Origin of the sequence: Leptolyngbya sp. AN02str (assembly GCF_050565595.1) — a bacterium.
GTDB lineage: Bacteria > Cyanobacteriota > Cyanobacteriia > Elainellales > Elainellaceae > Kaiparowitsia.
Window position 1 is genome coordinate 16,083 of record NZ_JBNXVR010000059.1, and the last position, 16,005, is coordinate 32,087.

The 16,005-nt window shown below is 52.3% G+C and carries 14 protein-coding genes; 10 read left to right on the forward strand and 4 right to left on the reverse strand.

Annotation, left to right across the window (positions count from 1 at the left end):
* Window positions 1–165 precede the first annotated feature (165 nt).
* Window positions 166–1,860, reverse strand: coding sequence for a GH3 auxin-responsive promoter family protein (locus ACQ4M4_RS26640; protein ID WP_430687517.1), 1,695 nt, complete (start codon window positions 1,858–1,860; stop codon window positions 166–168).
* A 107-nt stretch (window positions 1,861–1,967) separates the two neighbouring features.
* Here ACQ4M4_RS26640 and ACQ4M4_RS26645 point away from each other — a divergent pair, with 107 nt between their 5' ends.
* Both ACQ4M4_RS26645 and recR read left to right on the forward strand, forming a co-directional pair.
* Complete coding sequence (locus ACQ4M4_RS26645) at window positions 1,968–2,114, forward strand: hypothetical protein (RefSeq protein WP_430687518.1); 147 nt, start codon at window positions 1,968–1,970, stop codon at window positions 2,112–2,114.
* A 149-nt stretch (window positions 2,115–2,263) separates the two neighbouring features.
* Window positions 2,264–2,878, forward strand: coding sequence for a recombination mediator RecR (gene recR / locus ACQ4M4_RS26650; protein WP_430687531.1), 615 nt, complete (start codon window positions 2,264–2,266; stop codon window positions 2,876–2,878).
* Between the two features lie 198 nt (window positions 2,879–3,076).
* On the opposite strand, the gene ACQ4M4_RS26655 is transcribed toward recR, so the two are convergent.
* The gene (locus ACQ4M4_RS26655; RefSeq protein WP_430687519.1) at window positions 3,077–3,616 is read right to left on the reverse strand and encodes a response regulator; all 540 of its coding nucleotides are present in this window, start codon (window positions 3,614–3,616) and stop codon (window positions 3,077–3,079) included.
* Between the two features lie 290 nt (window positions 3,617–3,906).
* Here ACQ4M4_RS26655 and lipA point away from each other — a divergent pair, with 290 nt between their 5' ends.
* The gene (lipA, locus tag ACQ4M4_RS26660; RefSeq protein WP_430687520.1) at window positions 3,907–4,800 is read left to right on the forward strand and encodes a lipoyl synthase; all 894 of its coding nucleotides are present in this window, start codon (window positions 3,907–3,909) and stop codon (window positions 4,798–4,800) included.
* Between the two features lie 164 nt (window positions 4,801–4,964).
* Entirely contained in the window at window positions 4,965–5,078 is a 114-nt protein-coding gene (psaX, locus tag ACQ4M4_RS26665; protein WP_430687521.1) for a photosystem I protein PsaX, read from the forward strand.
* Between the two features lie 215 nt (window positions 5,079–5,293).
* Here psaX and ACQ4M4_RS26670 read toward each other — a convergent pair whose 3' ends face one another.
* A complete protein-coding gene (locus tag ACQ4M4_RS26670) occupies window positions 5,294–6,178 on the reverse strand; it encodes a branched-chain amino acid ABC transporter permease (RefSeq protein WP_430687522.1) in 885 nt (294 codons plus the stop codon).
* A gap of 196 nt (window positions 6,179–6,374) precedes the next feature.
* On the opposite strand from ACQ4M4_RS26670, the gene ACQ4M4_RS26675 reads away from it, so the two are divergent.
* The 6 genes from ACQ4M4_RS26675 (at window position 6,375) to ACQ4M4_RS26700 (ending at window position 15,748) form a co-directional block, all read left to right on the forward strand.
* The gene (locus tag ACQ4M4_RS26675) at window positions 6,375–8,048 is read left to right on the forward strand and encodes a DUF2079 domain-containing protein (RefSeq protein ID WP_430687523.1); all 1,674 of its coding nucleotides are present in this window, start codon (window positions 6,375–6,377) and stop codon (window positions 8,046–8,048) included.
* 405 nt (window positions 8,049–8,453) lie between these two features.
* The gene (locus tag ACQ4M4_RS26680) at window positions 8,454–10,127 is read left to right on the forward strand and encodes an alkaline phosphatase family protein (RefSeq protein WP_430687524.1); all 1,674 of its coding nucleotides are present in this window, start codon (window positions 8,454–8,456) and stop codon (window positions 10,125–10,127) included.
* Window positions 10,128–10,414: 287 nt separating this feature from the next.
* Window positions 10,415–11,719, forward strand: a complete 1,305-nt coding sequence (locus ACQ4M4_RS26685) for an O-antigen ligase family protein (protein WP_430687525.1) — start codon at window positions 10,415–10,417, stop codon at window positions 11,717–11,719.
* A 298-nt stretch (window positions 11,720–12,017) separates the two neighbouring features.
* On the forward strand, window positions 12,018–13,301 hold the full coding sequence (locus tag ACQ4M4_RS26690) for a flippase (protein ID WP_430687526.1): 1,284 nt from the start codon (window positions 12,018–12,020) through the stop codon (window positions 13,299–13,301).
* A gap of 434 nt (window positions 13,302–13,735) precedes the next feature.
* A complete protein-coding gene (locus ACQ4M4_RS26695) occupies window positions 13,736–14,779 on the forward strand; it encodes a glycosyltransferase (protein WP_430687527.1) in 1,044 nt (347 codons plus the stop codon).
* 45 nt (window positions 14,780–14,824) lie between these two features.
* On the forward strand, window positions 14,825–15,748 hold the full coding sequence (locus ACQ4M4_RS26700; protein WP_430687528.1) for a glycosyltransferase: 924 nt from the start codon (window positions 14,825–14,827) through the stop codon (window positions 15,746–15,748).
* A gap of 74 nt (window positions 15,749–15,822) precedes the next feature.
* On the opposite strand, the gene ACQ4M4_RS26705 is transcribed toward ACQ4M4_RS26700, so the two are convergent.
* Window positions 15,823–16,005, reverse strand: a 183-nt coding sequence (locus tag ACQ4M4_RS26705; protein WP_430687529.1) for a hypothetical protein, incomplete at its 5' end; no start/stop codon positions are given.

Consider the following 16,005-nt stretch of genomic DNA (forward strand, 5'->3'; position numbering starts at 1 on the left):
TTTTCACCTGTTTAACGCACCAATTGTCTGGCAAGACGATTTTTGTGGTTTTTTTAAATCCACAAAAACCTCAAAATTGCTTTTTGTTGGTGTTAGCCATGGCCTAACGCCAATCCCGACAGACGACTAGTGCTACACCTGCGCAACAGACGGTTCCGCAAATCATCAGCGACTCATTTGCATTTCTTCATCCATGCGTACTTCTTGCAGCACTTTTAAGCCTGCCAGGAAGTGGCGATCTTCGCTAATATGCGGAATTTTGAGCTGGGTTTCTAGCATGCCGCGACGCACCATGGCCTGCTGCAACTCCGCAAAGCTACCCGCATCCAGAATGCGCAACCGGGGCGAAGGCACCTGCTCGCCGCGCTTGCTGGCATAGGAACCGTGAATCTCTTTGAGGCGATCGTCAAATCGTTCCAAAAACCGCTTGGGGTTGGTGAGTTTATGACCTGGCGCAATTTCAATATTGACCAGATAGTGGGGCGGATATTCCTCATCCGACAGGGTAATGCAGTAGTTGATCAACGGAAGATCAAACTCTTGCTGCAACCCTTGCATCACCTGGGTCGCGTGGAATTCCGTTGTCTTTTCGGTGGTGGAGGATAGCAGACCGCCCAGCCGATGCCGGAAGACAATCACCGGAGCCTGTTCGTAAAAGCCCAGCACTTCCACCACGTCGCCAATGTCGTAGCGGTAAAAGCCGCTGTAGTTGGTCACCAGAAGTCGGTATTGCTGGCCAGGAGTGACCTCAATCGGGAGCAAAGTTTTGGGATGCTCTGCGTCCCATTGGTCTTGCGGCACAAATTCAAAGAAGCCGCTCTCAATTGCTAAAATGGTACCGTCCTGGTTGAAGTCGTGGTACACGCCAAAGGTAGCTTCGGAGGAGGCGTAGACTCCGCCAAACACAGGCGCATTACCAAAGTAGGTGGGGAATCGCTCAAAGTAGAAGCTAGACGTGCCACCCCGGGCGGTAATCATAAAAGACAGATCGGGCCATACCAGTTGGGGGGTGAGGGTACCCGTGGTTTTGAGGATGCTCCGCAGTTGAGCGGCGCGTTTTGGGGCTGGGGTGAGCTGGCGTTCGAGTTGGTGGCGCAGTTCGGGATCGATTTGGACCCAGTCGGCGATCGCCCCGTTTTCCAAATCATGCAGCAGCTCTTCAGCGTAAGTGTCCAAGTAGTCGCAAAGCCGCAGCGCAAAGATGGGAAAGTTAGCACCAATAATACGCAAATCTTCGACTCGCAGGGCATGGAGTAAAGCCACATAATTGCGAGCCAAGCTATCCGAAATGCGCAGCACATCAAATGGATGGGCAAAAACTTGACGGTAGAGAGCGTTGCTCATGCGCAGGTCGCCCGCGCTGACTGGGCCGTAGGGAATGCCGCCTGTGGTATAGCCCGATGCTTGAATTGAGCTAGTGATCAGCATTTTTCCCAAGGTGAGCCCGCGCTGCCGAGCCGATGCTAGCCCAAAGCCCATGCCAACGGTGTTTGCTTTGGCAATGAACTTGCGCGATCGCTTCGTTACCGGAATCAGCTTTTGCTTTCCGGTAGAGCCGCTTGTCAGGTTGAGGTACGTCACCGGGTCTGGCGTCATGACGTTTTGCTCTCCAGCAGCCACCCTGGCGACGTAGGGCTCGTAGGCGCTGTAGGGCATGATCGGCACCTGCTGCCGAAATTGCTCCACCGTCTGAATATTGCTGAGCTTTAGCGCTTGGCCCAATGCGGTGTTTTGATGGTATGCCAGCAGCGATCGCAAAAATTCCGCTTGTACTTCGGATACGCGTTTCGTTTTACGAACAAAGCGATCCCTGGCCTGTTTCGTAAAAACGGCCATCAACCACAAGAATAAATTGGTCATTCAACTCCTGCACATCACACTCAAAAAAATCCCAACGCCAACAATAGACCTAGCGCTGCACCCCACTCTGTGTCATCTAAACCAATTTGTGACCAAAATTCAATCGAATGCGTACCAGTTGGGCGATCGCCACATCTTTACACCATGCCTGGGGTAGCGTTGAACTGCGGCCCAAGGAGGTCACGATTTCTCCTGCAAGCCCTGGACAATTGACCGGACAACCGCCCCTCCGTCCACTCCGCGCCAAGCGCTAGAAAATCCAAACACCAGCCAGAATCAAAACCGCTATGATCTTGATAAATTGGTAAGTTGACGACGCAATGGGGTGATTCTAAATAAGTCAAACCTCATCAGAATCATCCAATCGTATGAATCTTCCCAATGTTGAGTCTTTTCGTCGCGCATCCATGGAGGAACGGCAACGGTTTACACACGCCCCCTAGCCAGGCTGATCGAGCAATTTCAGCGGCTTCCTGGTATTGGCCCAAAAACAGCCCAGCGATTGGCCCTTCATATCTTGAAGCGGCCCGATTCTGATGTTCATGAGCTGGCCCAAGCCCTGCTGGATGCCAAACGGCAGGTGGGCTACTGCAAGCAGTGCTTTCATCTCTCCGCAGAAGAGGTGTGCGATATTTGCCGATCGCCCAGTCGCGACATTGGTACCATCTGCGTTGTGGCCGATTCTCGCGATGTGATCGCCATCGAAAAGACGCGAGAATACCAGGGCAAATATCATGTGTTGGGCGGACTCATCTCTCCCATGGATGGCATTGGGCCAGAGCAGCTCCACATCACCCCGTTGGTAAAGCGCGCCAGCCAAGAAGAAGTGCAGGAAGTCATCTTAGCGATTAGCCCCAGTGTCGAAGGCGAAACCACAACGCTCTATATTGGACAATTGCTCAAGCCCTTTACCAAGGTCACTCGAATTGCGTTTGGGTTGCCGATGGGGGGTGACCTGGAATATGCCGACGAAGTGACCCTGGCTCGTGCCCTAGAAGGCCGACGCGAACTCGACTAATTCTTGTTGGCCAATAGACCTGTTCGCCAATGCCTGACGCACCCAATCCACAACACACATACGCTAGGTTTCGGGCGCTTGCGTAAATCCTGTTGACATCGGGTGAAATGCGTTGGGCGATCGCCAGCCACAGAAAAAAAAGGCGCGGCTTCATCGAAACCACGCCTCCCTCGTCGTTAAAGCCTGCAAAGCTCATGCTTATTTGAGCTTTTGTTTGATAAAGGCTACAAGCTGACCCATTTGCTTCTTGAGCTGATCGATTTCGGCCTGCATTTTTTCTACTTTCTGGGTAAGCTCAGCCACATCGGCAGAACCAGCCGCAACCGCAGCCGTAGCCGTAGCGGCGGGAATGGGCTGCGGCCACTTGCGAAACTTCTGCATTGCAGACTTAATGGCTTCTACCAGCTCTTTTTGCTCAAACGGCTTTTCAACAAACTCGAAATATTCAAACGGCTCAGGAATTTTTTCGGTGACTTCTTCCTTGCGGCCCGACATCAGCACCAAGGGCGCACGCAGTTCGGGCTTCGCCTGAATTTCTTGAAACACCTCCCATCCACTCATCCGCGGTAGCAAGAAATCCAGCATGATGAGGTTGGGACGCTGTTGGTAGATGGTATTGATTCCCTCAACGCCATCCTTGGCTTCCAAGACTTCAAAGTTGCCTTTGGGCAACATGTCTCGCACCATGTTGCGAATGACTCGGCTGTCGTCAATCACCAGGATTTTGTGAGTTGCCACGACGAACTCCTTCGATAGGTAGGGATAGGCTAAGGGATGTGACTATTAAGTTAGCGCTTTCTGGCTCAATGGTATATCAAAGCGCCCGGAATAATGCAGGAGAGCGCAAGGTCCTGTTGCCATCAACACAGAGTGAAGGATTAGTAGATGTAATGATCTGGTCACATTCTCTAGGCTGCCCAGTTTTTCTTAGCTTTATACAGTTACCCTATGAGAAATTCCACTGCGATGGTGGGGTTACAGTAGCTTTGGCTTTGCGATAGCGTTTCGTTTGTGTGCCTTCACAATTTATGACTGATTCTTCGGTGCGATCGCCCTTCACCAATCTTCCGAGCTGGCTGCGGCGGCCCATTGGCAATGCCAGCGACATTTCGACCGTGCAGCGCATTATTAAACAGCGGCAAATTCATACCATTTGTGAAGAGGGGCGCTGCCCCAATCGAGGCGAGTGCTACGCCAACCAAACGGCCACGTTTTTGCTGATGGGGCCAACCTGCACGCGCTCTTGCGCCTTTTGCCAGGTGGATAAAGGTCATGCGCCCATGCCATTGGATGAGGATGAGCCCGCCAAGGTAGCAGAAGCCGTGCAGCTGTTGGAGTTGCGCTATGTGGTGCTCACCTCGGTTGCCCGGGATGATTTGCCGGATGGTGGCGCAGGCTGGTTTGTCAAAACGATGGAAGCTGTGCGCCAGGTAAATCCAAGCACCCAAATCGAAGTGCTCACGCCAGATTTTTGGGGTGGGCTGTCGGGGGAGGCAGGGCAGGCAGAGCGGGTGGCCACGGTGGTGGCGGCGCATCCCGCCTGCTACAACCACAATATTGAAACCGTAGAGCGGCTTCAGGGGGTGGTTCGCCGGGGTGCCAAGTATGGGCGATCGCTCCGGGTTTTGGCATGGGTGAAGGAGCTAAACCCCAACATTCCCACAAAATCGGGCCTGATGCTGGGGCATGGCGAAACCCAAGTCGAGATTGTACAAGCTTTGCAAGATTTGCGGGCGGTGGGGTGCGATCGCCTTACCCTGGGGCAATACATGCGGCCCTCGCTCGATCATTTGCCTGTGCAAAAGTATTGGACTCCTGAAGAGTTTGAGGAGCTAGGGGCGATCGCCCGCGACATGGGCTTTTCCCATGTACGGTCTGGGCCACTGGTTCGCAGTTCGTATCACGCTGGCGAAGAGCTGTAATCCGCATCAGGGCTTATTTTTGACGTGCTGACATGCAAGTTCCGCCGAAAGGCTATCTACAAAATGTTGCATTTTCTCGACAATCGCCAAATTTTGGCCCCGCTTGGTTAATAATGAACAACGAAAGTTCATAACCGATTCATAGTGAGAGGGAATTGAGTTTTATGACCAGCAAATCACCCAGCAAGCCCACATATACTTTCCGTGCCTTTTGGGCACTACTGCTGCTGGCAGGAAATTTCTTAGTCGCCGCCTACTATTTTGGCTTGCTCAAATAGTTCAACGCTGGCGTTGCGCACGTGGCAGCTGAGACCGTTTGGCTATTTTGTGGAGCTATATCCAATTTCAGGGGCTCTGTGGCTTTTACGAAGTATACAAATGATAGGGAGGGATCAAGATCCCTCCCTTTTTAGTGTGTACGTTTGTTGGATAAGGGCTGTAGGGCTTGATGTAGCGCCCCCTATTCCCGCCCGTTGGCCTTGACCATCAACGGCTACATGGTGCCGCGAAAAATGCCCTGAGGCCGCACAAACAACACCATCACCATAAAAATGAGCGCCACTGCCAACTTATACTCAGCCGGAAGAAAATAGGTGCTGATCTCTTGGGCAATGCCGATGACGTAAGCCCCGGCGATCGCCCCGTAGGGATTGCCAATTCCCCCCAAAATGACTGCTGCAAACATGGGCAAAATGAGAAACCAGCCCATATCAGGCCGTACAGCCGTAATCAGCCCGTACATGCCGCCTCCCACTGCCGTTAAGCCCGCTGCAATCACCCACGTCCAAATCACCACACGCTCTACGTTGATTCCCGACACGCGAGCCAAATCCACATTGTCGGCAACGGCGCGCATGGCCTTGCCAATTTTGGTGTTTTGCAGCAAATAGTGCAGCCCCAAAATTGCCACAATCGCCAGCACCACCACAATCACCCGACTTTGGGTAATGCGCACCCCAAAAAAGTTGAGGGCGCTCAGGACTGGCACTTGATAGCGCTGGTTACCCGCGCCCCACAGCAAAATAATGCCGTTTCGCAAAAACAAGGCCAAACCAATCGAGATGATGATGAGGGTGGTGGATGACACACGGCGATCGCGCATGGGCGACCACAGTAGCTTTTCGGTGACAAGAGCCACACCAATGGTCAATAGCGCACCAATGGCGATCGCCACCCAAATGCGAAAAGCTCCCAAGGCTGGGGGAATAAAAGCCTCGGCGGTAAGCGTGAAATAGGCCCCCAGGCTCATGAGGTCGCCATGGGCAAAATTGGCGAGCCGCAGAATGCCATAGGTGAGCGTAAGACCGACCGCCGCTAGCGCAATAATGCTGCCAACCGCGATTCCGTTGACGAACAATTGAATGAGCTGTTGATCCATGAGTCGATGTGAACGGGATACTCAAGCGTGTCTTTCGACTACAGACCTTCGACTGTAGACTATAGACGACTCGATGTTAAGCCTTCGGGCGATCGAAACCGTCAAGATTCCATCACGGTTGTCCAGCTTGCTCACTGCAGCGTCGTGAACCCATGGAATCGAACTCCCCCACGTTGACCCACCACCAAACTCAATCGTGAACATTCTCAAAGTTACTGTGAGTGCGATCGCCCCCATGATCCAGCGCCTTACCCTAACTCGTGAGCTGCGCACCGTCGGCATTGTCGCGATTGTCTTTTGGATGCTGTGCTGTGTGTTTGTGGTACAACGGTATGCGCTGTTCTACCCAACCCACGTTGCCTTTGATCAAGGCATCTTCAACCAAGTCTTTTGGAATACGCTGCATGGGCGCTGGTTTGAAAGCTCCCTTTCATCGACAGAATCGGTTCAGGTTTTGGTAGACGGGCAACCGCCGGAGGTGTTTTATCGGCGTTTGGGGCAGCACTTTACCCCAGCGCTGCTGCTGTGGGTACCGTACTATGCCCTGGTGCAGTCGCCTGCAGGGTTGTCGGTCCTCCAAGTCTCACTCGTTACCGCTGGAGGCTTGGTGCTGTACGCACTCGCACGACATTATGTCGCGCCCGCGTTGGCGCTGTTTATCACGCTGGGCTACTACTGCTCCAATGCCGTCATTGGCCCAACGTTGGCGAATTTTCATGACCTCTGCCAGTTACCCCTCTATGGGTTTGGGCTGTTGCTCGCGTTTGAAAAGCGGATGTGGTCGGTATTTTGGCTGCTGGCAGGGCTAACGCTGCTGGTGCGCGAAGACACCGGAATTTTGCTGTTCGGGATTGGGGCATATTTGGTGCTGAGCCGGCGGGCGGTTATACCGGGAGTGGTGCTCAGTGCAGTTAGTGTTGGCTACATTCTGCTGGCGACAAATGTGTTGATGCCGCTATTCTCGGACGACATTTCGCGGCGGTTCATGGTGGAGCAGTTTGGCCACTTTGTTGAGAACCAACAGGCCAGTCCCCCAGAAGTGTTGGTCGCAATTCTGCGGCAACCAACCCAGCTGTTGCAGGAACTCGTATCTCCAGGCGATCGCACCCTCAACTACGTGCTAGGGCAGATACTACCTCTCGCCTTTGTTTCGTTGCTCTCTCCTAGCACAGGGATTCTGGTGGCATTTCCCCTGCTCAAAACCTTGATTCGACAAGATCCCACGGCGTTATCGCTCCAGTTACGCTACGCCATTACCCTAGTGCCGGGTCTGTTTTATGGCGCAATTCTGTGGTGGGCAGCCCATCCCCAATGGTTTCAACCCAAGCTGCGCCGCTTTTGGGCCTTGTGTTTAACCTTAGCGTTGATCTTTACCGTCCTGTCCAATCCCAATCGCGCACTTTCTATCGCCATTCCCGATTCGATTGATCCCTGGGTTTATGTCACCCCGGCGCGCCAATGGCAACATGCCCAAGCAATGCGCACCATCATGGCTCACATTCCCGACCATGCCAGTGTTTCTGCGACGGGCTATGCCCTGTCTCATCTCTCCAATCGGCGGGCGATCGTTCGTTATCCTGAAGTGCGCATTCGCAATGATGCCCAGCAAGCAACAACGGTAGATGATGTCCTGGTGGATTTCTGGTATCCCGTTCAGCTTCAGGTCGCATTTCGAAACGAACGCCGCGACTTGGCTGATATGGAGCGCCAATTTACGGCCTTGCTGGAGAGCGGTTACGGCATCATCGCCTTTGAAGACGGCATTGGGCTTCTCCGCAATCATACGCAAAACCTCACACAGGCTTTATCCAAGTGGCAAGCTTGGCACGATCGCCTTCAGCCCATCATTCAATCTACCCCATCGCCCTAAACCCTGACTCGGCAAGCATTACAAGCTCTTTTTCCAAGATTCGCTCCACTGTTAAAAGCAGTGTTTGAAGTGAACCCAGGCGCTGCCATCCTCGCTTGAGCTAGGTACTCAAGGCGATCGCGCCCAGAAACTTACTGGTTTTCTCTGAGAAACCGTTGATACTTTATAGAAACTTCAAGCGGGTTTTTGAATCCTCACTCAAATTACACACACCTCCCTAAGGGCTTCAGTGATAATCGAGTCAACATGATGAAAGTGATTTTACTGAGATGACCTGTGAATTCTTGCTTTAGCCAATTCAACATTGGTTATTGAGAGGTTGCAGCCCAGAGCGCCACATCGTCCGCTGTTGCACAAAAGATTCCGAATTTTTGTGAGACGTTTGTCACCGAGTTGGAGGGTATTGTGAAGCACCCAGTTATCGCCATTGGCTTGGATTCCGCTGATCCGGTCGTTCTCGAACAGTGGATGGCCCAAGGGCATCTTAAGAACCTTAATCGAATCCGCCAGGCCGGAGCCTATGGCAGATTGCGCAGTACTGCCTACTATGCAGGCGGCCAAGATGACTTCTCTTCAACCGAGCCCCTATGGGCGCAGTTCAATACAGGTTGCCTAGCCCACAAGACTGGATTTTGGGATACCGTTCGCTACGATCCCACAACCTATGGTGTGCGCTGCGATGCGTTTCATGGCGGTTACAACTACTGCGAATACGACCTGTTCTACGCCCTCGGCCAAGATTATAAAGTCGCCGCCTTTGACGTTCCCGTCTCAACAATTTCCCAAAACGTGAATGGGCTGCAAGTCTTGGGGTGGGGTGGTCATCATCCGTTTGTTCCCAGTGTATCGGAGCCAGCGGGCCTGCTCCCCGAAATTCTGGGCAAGTATGGCGAAAACCCAGTGCTGCGCAGAGACAATGGCCGCTGGTGGGATGAAAGCTATAAAGGGTGGTTGTTGAATGCAATCGCCGGTAGTCTTTCGGCGCGGGTATCCATCATTAAAGACCTGCTCAAGCGCGATCGATGGGACTTGTTTGTCACTGGCATGGGCGAAACCCACAGTGCAGCCCATGACCTGTACGATCGCAGCCAGCCCGATCACCTACTGCACCAGCATTTTAGCCAGCAAGGGGGCACCAACCCCGATCCCATGCTGCAAGCCTACGAAAACGTGGATGCGGCACTAGGAGAAATCTTGGATGCCGCACCGGATGGCGCCTACGTGATGGTGTTTTCCTTACACGGGATAGCCGCCAACAACACCGACCAACTCAGCATGTTCTTCCTGGCGGAAATGCTGTACCGCATGAACTTTCCTGGGAAAATGGCCCTTGCGCCTGGCAAGGCAGGCACACCACCGCCACCGCCCATTACTAAACCAATCCGCCGCTCTTGGCCCGGTGAAATTTGGCGCAAGATTTACGAGCCCAATCCCATTAAGCGGTTCTTGAACAACTGGGTGCCCAAGCAATTTTTGCAAAAAGGGCAGCATGGTTTGCTATCGCCCTATCCTTTGATGGAAGATGGCACAGAGTTGGGTTGGATGCCAGCCTATCTATACCGTCCCCTATGGCCCACGATGAAAGCGTTTGCAATTCCGGCTTTTTCGGATGGTCAGGTGCGCATCAATCTCAAGGGGCGTGAGGCAGAAGGCATTGTAGACCCATCGGAATACGATGCTTTGTGTGACCAAATCACCGAGATGCTCTACGGCTGGGTTGATGGTCGAACGGGGCAGCGCCTGGTCAAGAATATTATTCGCACCCGCACGAATCCTTTAGATACCGATCCCAAGCTGTGCCATGCCGACTTGGTCGTCGTTTGGAATCCCATTCCTACCGATGTAGTTGATCATCCGACCTTGGGAAGAATCGGCCCTATTACGTTGAACCGTCCTGGCGCTCATCGGGCACGGGGATTTGTGATGGCTCAGGGACCTGGGATTGAACCGGGAACCCATTTGGATGAGGGGAGTGCGGTCGATTTGGCACCGACGATTCTCAATCTGATGGGGGCTCCGCTGCCAGATTACCTTGATGGAGAGCCATTGCTCAGGCCGACCGCGGCCCCTGTGGTATAAGGCGAATACACGAGGCGATCGCGCTCAGCCCTCATGTCATCCCGCGCGATCGCTTCATGCACCCTCCAGGATGCAAGGTGATACAGCACGAAAGACGGTAATGGGATGGACGTGTGAGGGGGTGTCACGTGCGATCGCCCATTTCGTTCGTGTTCAAGCTACAGCTTGTGAGTGTGACAAAATTTGAATTGAGCGGGCGTTGATGTGGCCAATCGAGGCTTCGATAGTTTGTCAACAACGTTCACGAAGTCGGTGATTCAGCGCTTGGAGTTTATTGGGACACCGCTATGGGTTTCAAACGTTTACTCTACTGGTTTGAGCAAGCCTTTACTGTGTTTGCGCTCATCCTCTATTCAGGAGGGCCTCTGCAGGTTATTTTGTCGGGTGGGGTGAGCGAAGGCGATGTCGTCACGGCTGAAACAGACTATGCCCTGATTCGAATGCTCTGCTTGCTGACCTATGTGGTCTTTACAGGGCTATTGGCTCTGCGTTGGCGGCTATCGTTGTGGGGGCTTGTTAAAGGCTGGCCTGTGTTTGCCCTTGTGGGACTCGCAGCCCTCTCCATTTTTTGGTCAGATTTTCCAGGATTCACTCAGCAGCGATCGATCGCACTCATTGGCACCAGCCTGTTTGGCCTCTATTTTGGCACCCGCTTTAGTATGAAGCAGCAACTCCAGCTCTTGGGCTGGGCAATGGCGATCGCGGTACTAATGAGCATTGCTTTTGTTGCGGCACTTCCCAAATACGGCATCATGGGTGGCAAGCACGCAGGAGCATGGCGCGGAATTTTTTCTCACAAGAATGTGACGGGTCGTGCCATGGCTTTTTCATCTGTCGTCTTTTTGCTGCTTTCACTCCAAACTGGTGGTGCACGGCTGTTTTGGTGGCTCCTACTAGTTACGACCATAGCCTTTACCGTCATGGCACAGTCCACAACCGCGCTATTGTGCCTGGTTGTTTTGTTTCTGCTGTTCTTTATCCTGCGTCCGCTGCGTTGGCATTATCGGGCACGTACCATTGCGGTGCTATCACTCGTGTTGGCAGTAGCTGGTGGGTTGGCATCGGTGCTGGCCAACTCTGAAACGCTTTTGGCCGCCTTTGGCAAAGATACGACCTTGACTGGCCGCACAGACCTATGGCCCGCTGTCATTGAAAAAATACAGCTCAAGCCCATTTGGGGCTTTGGGTATGAGGGATTTTGGCGCGGTTGGGATAGTGATGCCGCAGAGGTGTGGCGCACGGTAGGATGGGATGCTCCTCACTCTCACAACGGTTTCTTGGATCTGCTACTAGCGCTGGGGCTTGTGGGGTTCATCATATTTATGACCGAGTATTTCACAACGCTGGCTCGGGCTGCCTACCGCTTAAAACAAACTCGAAACCCTGAGTACTATCTCCCCATTTTGTTTTTAGCGTTTACCGTGTTGTTCAGCCTGACTGAAAGTACGATTTTGGGAAGGAATAGTATCTTTTGGGTGATGTATGTAGCGATGTCAGTCTCAGCTCGGCTACCGTTACAACAGCCGAAGTCAAACGCGCAGCCCAGCACTCCAAACTATTCGTTACCGTCATCTGCCCAGACTACTGCGTAGAGCAGTAGAAGGCTGGGTTAAAGTCTGCCCAATGATGGAAACGTCTTTCGTTAGGGAACGTACTGAGTAACGAGCATTCCGCTCCTTCAAAACCTGGAACCATGCCGAAAAGGCAGGTTCCAGGGATTTAGTTTGTAAACGAATAAATCTTGGATGGAGTGAAAAACCTGCTCATAGAAGCAACACAGAAGCAACGGGGAAACCGTACGGTTCTAAGTTGGATGTTGTGGTCTGTAAGGCCAAATGCACAATTGTTTTTTGAAACGGCTGAGTCGAAGGTTCCGCAGAGGAGGGGGTATTGAAACAGCTCATTGCCAAAATTCAAGCACTGGCACGCAAACCGTTTGCGAGAGGGGCGTCGTGGTTGCTGCTGGCCCGCCTTACACGCATTGTGGTTCAGGCAATTTACTTTGTGCTGATTGCGCGATCGCTAGGGGTAGATCAGTACGGAGCCTATGCGGGTGTGGCAGCGCTAGTGAGCATCTTGACGCCGTTTGCCAGTTGGGGCACGGGCAACATTTTGGTGAAACATGTGGCGCGCGATCGCTCCGTGTTTAGCACCTATTGGGGAAATGTAGTGGTTGTGACGGCGGTATCGGGAGCGATGCTCGTTGCCGCCGCTTTGGTGATTGGATATCTCGTCTTACCAGATACCGTCTCACCTTGGCTGATTTTGCTGGTGGCGATCGCCGATCTCCTTTTTGTCCGCCTGTTGGATAACGCCGCCAAAGCCTTTACCAGCGTGGAGCAGTTTACCAAAACAGCCCAGATCGATATCTTGATTAGCTCACGCAACCTAATCGCAGCGATCGCGCTATGGGGCTTGTTTCAAAACCCAACGGCAGTAGATTGGGGCCTCCTATATCTCATTAGCTCAGTACTCGGTGGCATTTCGGCCTATTCCATGGTCAATACCCAGCTTGGCCCGCCTAAGCCCTCGTTAGCCACTATCAAACCCGAGCTCGTTGAGGGTTTTCACTTCTCGGTTGGGCACTCAGCCCAAACCATCTATAACGATATTGACAAAACTATGCTAGCTAGTATGGCCAGCCTCGAAGCAACCGGGGTTTACGCCGCTGCCTATCGCATTATTGCGGTTGCGTTGGTGCCGCTATCAGTCATTTTGTCTACCAGCTACCCCAAGTTTTTCCGCCATGGAGCAACAGGTATTAGCGGGACATTGCAGTTTGCGAAAAAGATTTTGCCCCTCACAGTGCTGTATGGGGTAGTTGGCACTGTTGGGCTCATCGTGATTGCGCCTGTCGTGCCACTTATCCTGGGCGATGAATATATCAGTGCAGTAGAGGCCATTCGCTGGCTAGCGCCCCTTTTGATCCTAAAAGCAATTAGCTATATTGGTGCCGATACCTTGACAGGGGCAGGATTTCAAGGAATCCGCAGCTCGCTACAAGTGGGTGTCGCGGGCTTTAATGCGATCGCCAATCTGTGGGTCATTCCGCTTTATACTTGGCGGGGTGCCGCATGGTCTAGCCTTGTGTCCGATGCTTTGCTGGCCTTGGTCGTGTGGTATTTAGTGTTTCATTACTTGCGCCAACAGCGTATGTCTTCATCCAAACCTTAGGCTGTTCCATGTAGATAGATACAGCCATGGTGCACTGCGTCCCAAGTGCCTCTACCCTGCACGGTTCTCCAGCTTATCCAACCCCCCATCTAGGCTCGTCTTTTCAGCGTGCAAACCTAGCCTCCAAAAACCCTTGTCTAACTCTCTTATTTTTTTGATAAGGATTGCCATATTTATCGGGCGAGGAGCCAGTGTGTTTGAAAGATGAATGTGAGGGATGAACGATTGAAACCATGAATCAATTGAATGTCTAGACATTCAATCTCTAGACTTAGCAATCTCTAGACCTAGAGATTCCATCTCAGAGTCGTCGGACGGCTGCCCACAATGATGAACTTCATGTTTTAGCGAATATCTCTTGAAAAGATGCAAATGACATTCTGCCAGCATGTCTAATCAGCATCATCGTTCATTCCTGTAACAAGATCGGTTTTATGATGCGAGTTATTGCTTCGCCTGCGGTTAATCGGCATAATCCCTACAATGAATCGCTCTACAGTAGTGTTCAAGCATTGGGTGTAGAGGTTGATCATTTTTCGATCAAAAAATTGCTGCTCAAGCATTACGATATCTGGCATTTTCATTGGCCAGAGCGAATGTTGAACGATCGCAATTTTATTCGCAGTGTCTTTCGTTCTACGGCTCTGCTAGCATTCATTTATGCTGCACGGCTACGGGGAACCAAAATTGTTTGGACGGTTCACAATTTGGGTTCTCATGAGCGCTACTATCCCAAGCTCGAAGCATGGTTTTGGCAACAGTTTATTGGCTGTTTGCATGGATACATCAGCCTTAGCCATACGGCAATGGCGGCGGCACAAGAGCGTTTTCCTGGCTTGAAGCGACTACCAGGTTTTGTTGTGCCTCATGCGCACTATCGCCACGACTATCCCGATGATATGACAGCTCAACAAGCCCGAGCTTTTTTAGGATTAGATCCGTCTACTCCGATGATGCTGTTGGTAGGAAATTTGCGCCGCTACAAAAATGCGCCCCAGTTGGTGCATCTGTTTCGGCAACTGCCCAATCGGGACTATCAACTCTACATCGTGGGCAAGCCATCTCATCCAGATATTCACGTCGCGATTGAGCAGGAAGCGGCGGCGGATGAGCGAGTGCATTTATGTTTGGATTTCATTCCATCTGACAAAATGCAGCTGTATCTGCGTGCGGCAACATTAGTGGTATTGCCCTACCAAGAAATTTTGAATTCGGGCAGTGCGCTGCTGTCGCTGTCGTTTGATTGTCCGGTCTTGGTGCCGCAGGCTGGCTCCCTGGCGGAATTGCAGGATATGGTAGGCAAGGACTGGGTCCGCACCTACAGCGGGGAGCTAACCCCCGATGAGTTGCAGCGCGCAATGGATTGGGCGATCGCAACTCCGCGCGCGGCTCAGGCTCCTTTGGCCGCGTTTGAAAACCGCACCCTGGGCAAAAAAACCATTGAGGCATACCAGGCGATCGCTGCATCATCAACTTGACTTTTCTGCTACTAGTAATTTGCCCCTTGCGTCTAGCCTTCTACTATGTCTCAATCCACTCATCAGCCTAAGGTTTCCATTATCATTCCCGTGTTTAATGACGTGGAGGGCTTGGAGCGTTGCTTGTCGGCTCTAGAGCAGCAGACCTATCCCAGCGATCGCTATGAGATTATCGTGGTGGACAACGGCTCGGCTCAAAGTATTGCCCCCATCGCAGCCAAATATCCCCATGCGATCGCAACGTTTGAGAGCCAACGAGGGTCCTATGCTGCCCGCAATAAAGGAATTGCGATCGCCCAGGGTGAGGTGCTGGCCTTTACCGATGCCGACTGTAGCCCTGCTTCCGACTGGCTAGAGCAAGGAGTTGCCGCATTAATCGCCAACCCCGACTGTGGTTTGGTCGCTGGCTTGGTAGAGTTTGTATTTCATACTGCACACCCCAATGCTTACGAGTTGTTTGACAGTATTTCGGGTTTGCAACAGCGGGCATTTATTGAAAAGTACAAGTTTGGGGTAACGGCCAATTTGTTTACCCAAACGTGGGTATTTGAGCGGGTGGGCTTGTTTGATGCGGCGCTGCAATCGGGGGGAGATTTCGAGTGGGGTGTGCGAGTGCATCGAGCTGGATTGCCCGTTGTATTTAGCGAGCAGGTGCGCATTACCCACCCAGCACGCAACTCATTTGAGGAACTTAGGAAAAAACATGTGCGCGTCATGCGGGGTCACTATGGGTTGATGCAACGGGGGGTATATTCGCGCCCTAAGTTTGTATTAGGGGCGATCGCCGATTTACTGGTTCCGTTTGCCTTTGTGCCCTCAGTGCTGCGCCATCCCAAGCTGGCATCTGCCTCACAAAAGCTGCAAGCTGCCAAAATTGCCATCCTTATTCGCTATGTGCGAGGTTGGGAGCGGCTAAAGTTGTTGATCTCGGGGATATGGACTGAGCCACTGGCCAAAAGCAAGAGTTAATTTTCTCCTCGCGAGTACCCATCCCATTTCAGCCTAGACTGAGCCATTGCGAATAACATTCCAAGGAGTTTAAATTAGGGCTTACGCACTTCATCCGAAAAACCAGAGAATTGGGTGATTTTTGGAGTACTTAGGGCGTGCTGAAAAAGTATTTCACGAGTTTTAAGAAGACAGACGGTTAAATCTTGGGATTCGCTAGAACTTAAGCAGCAGCCAGGGCGCATTGAGGATCGCGCCACTGCCGCTGCCATCGGTTG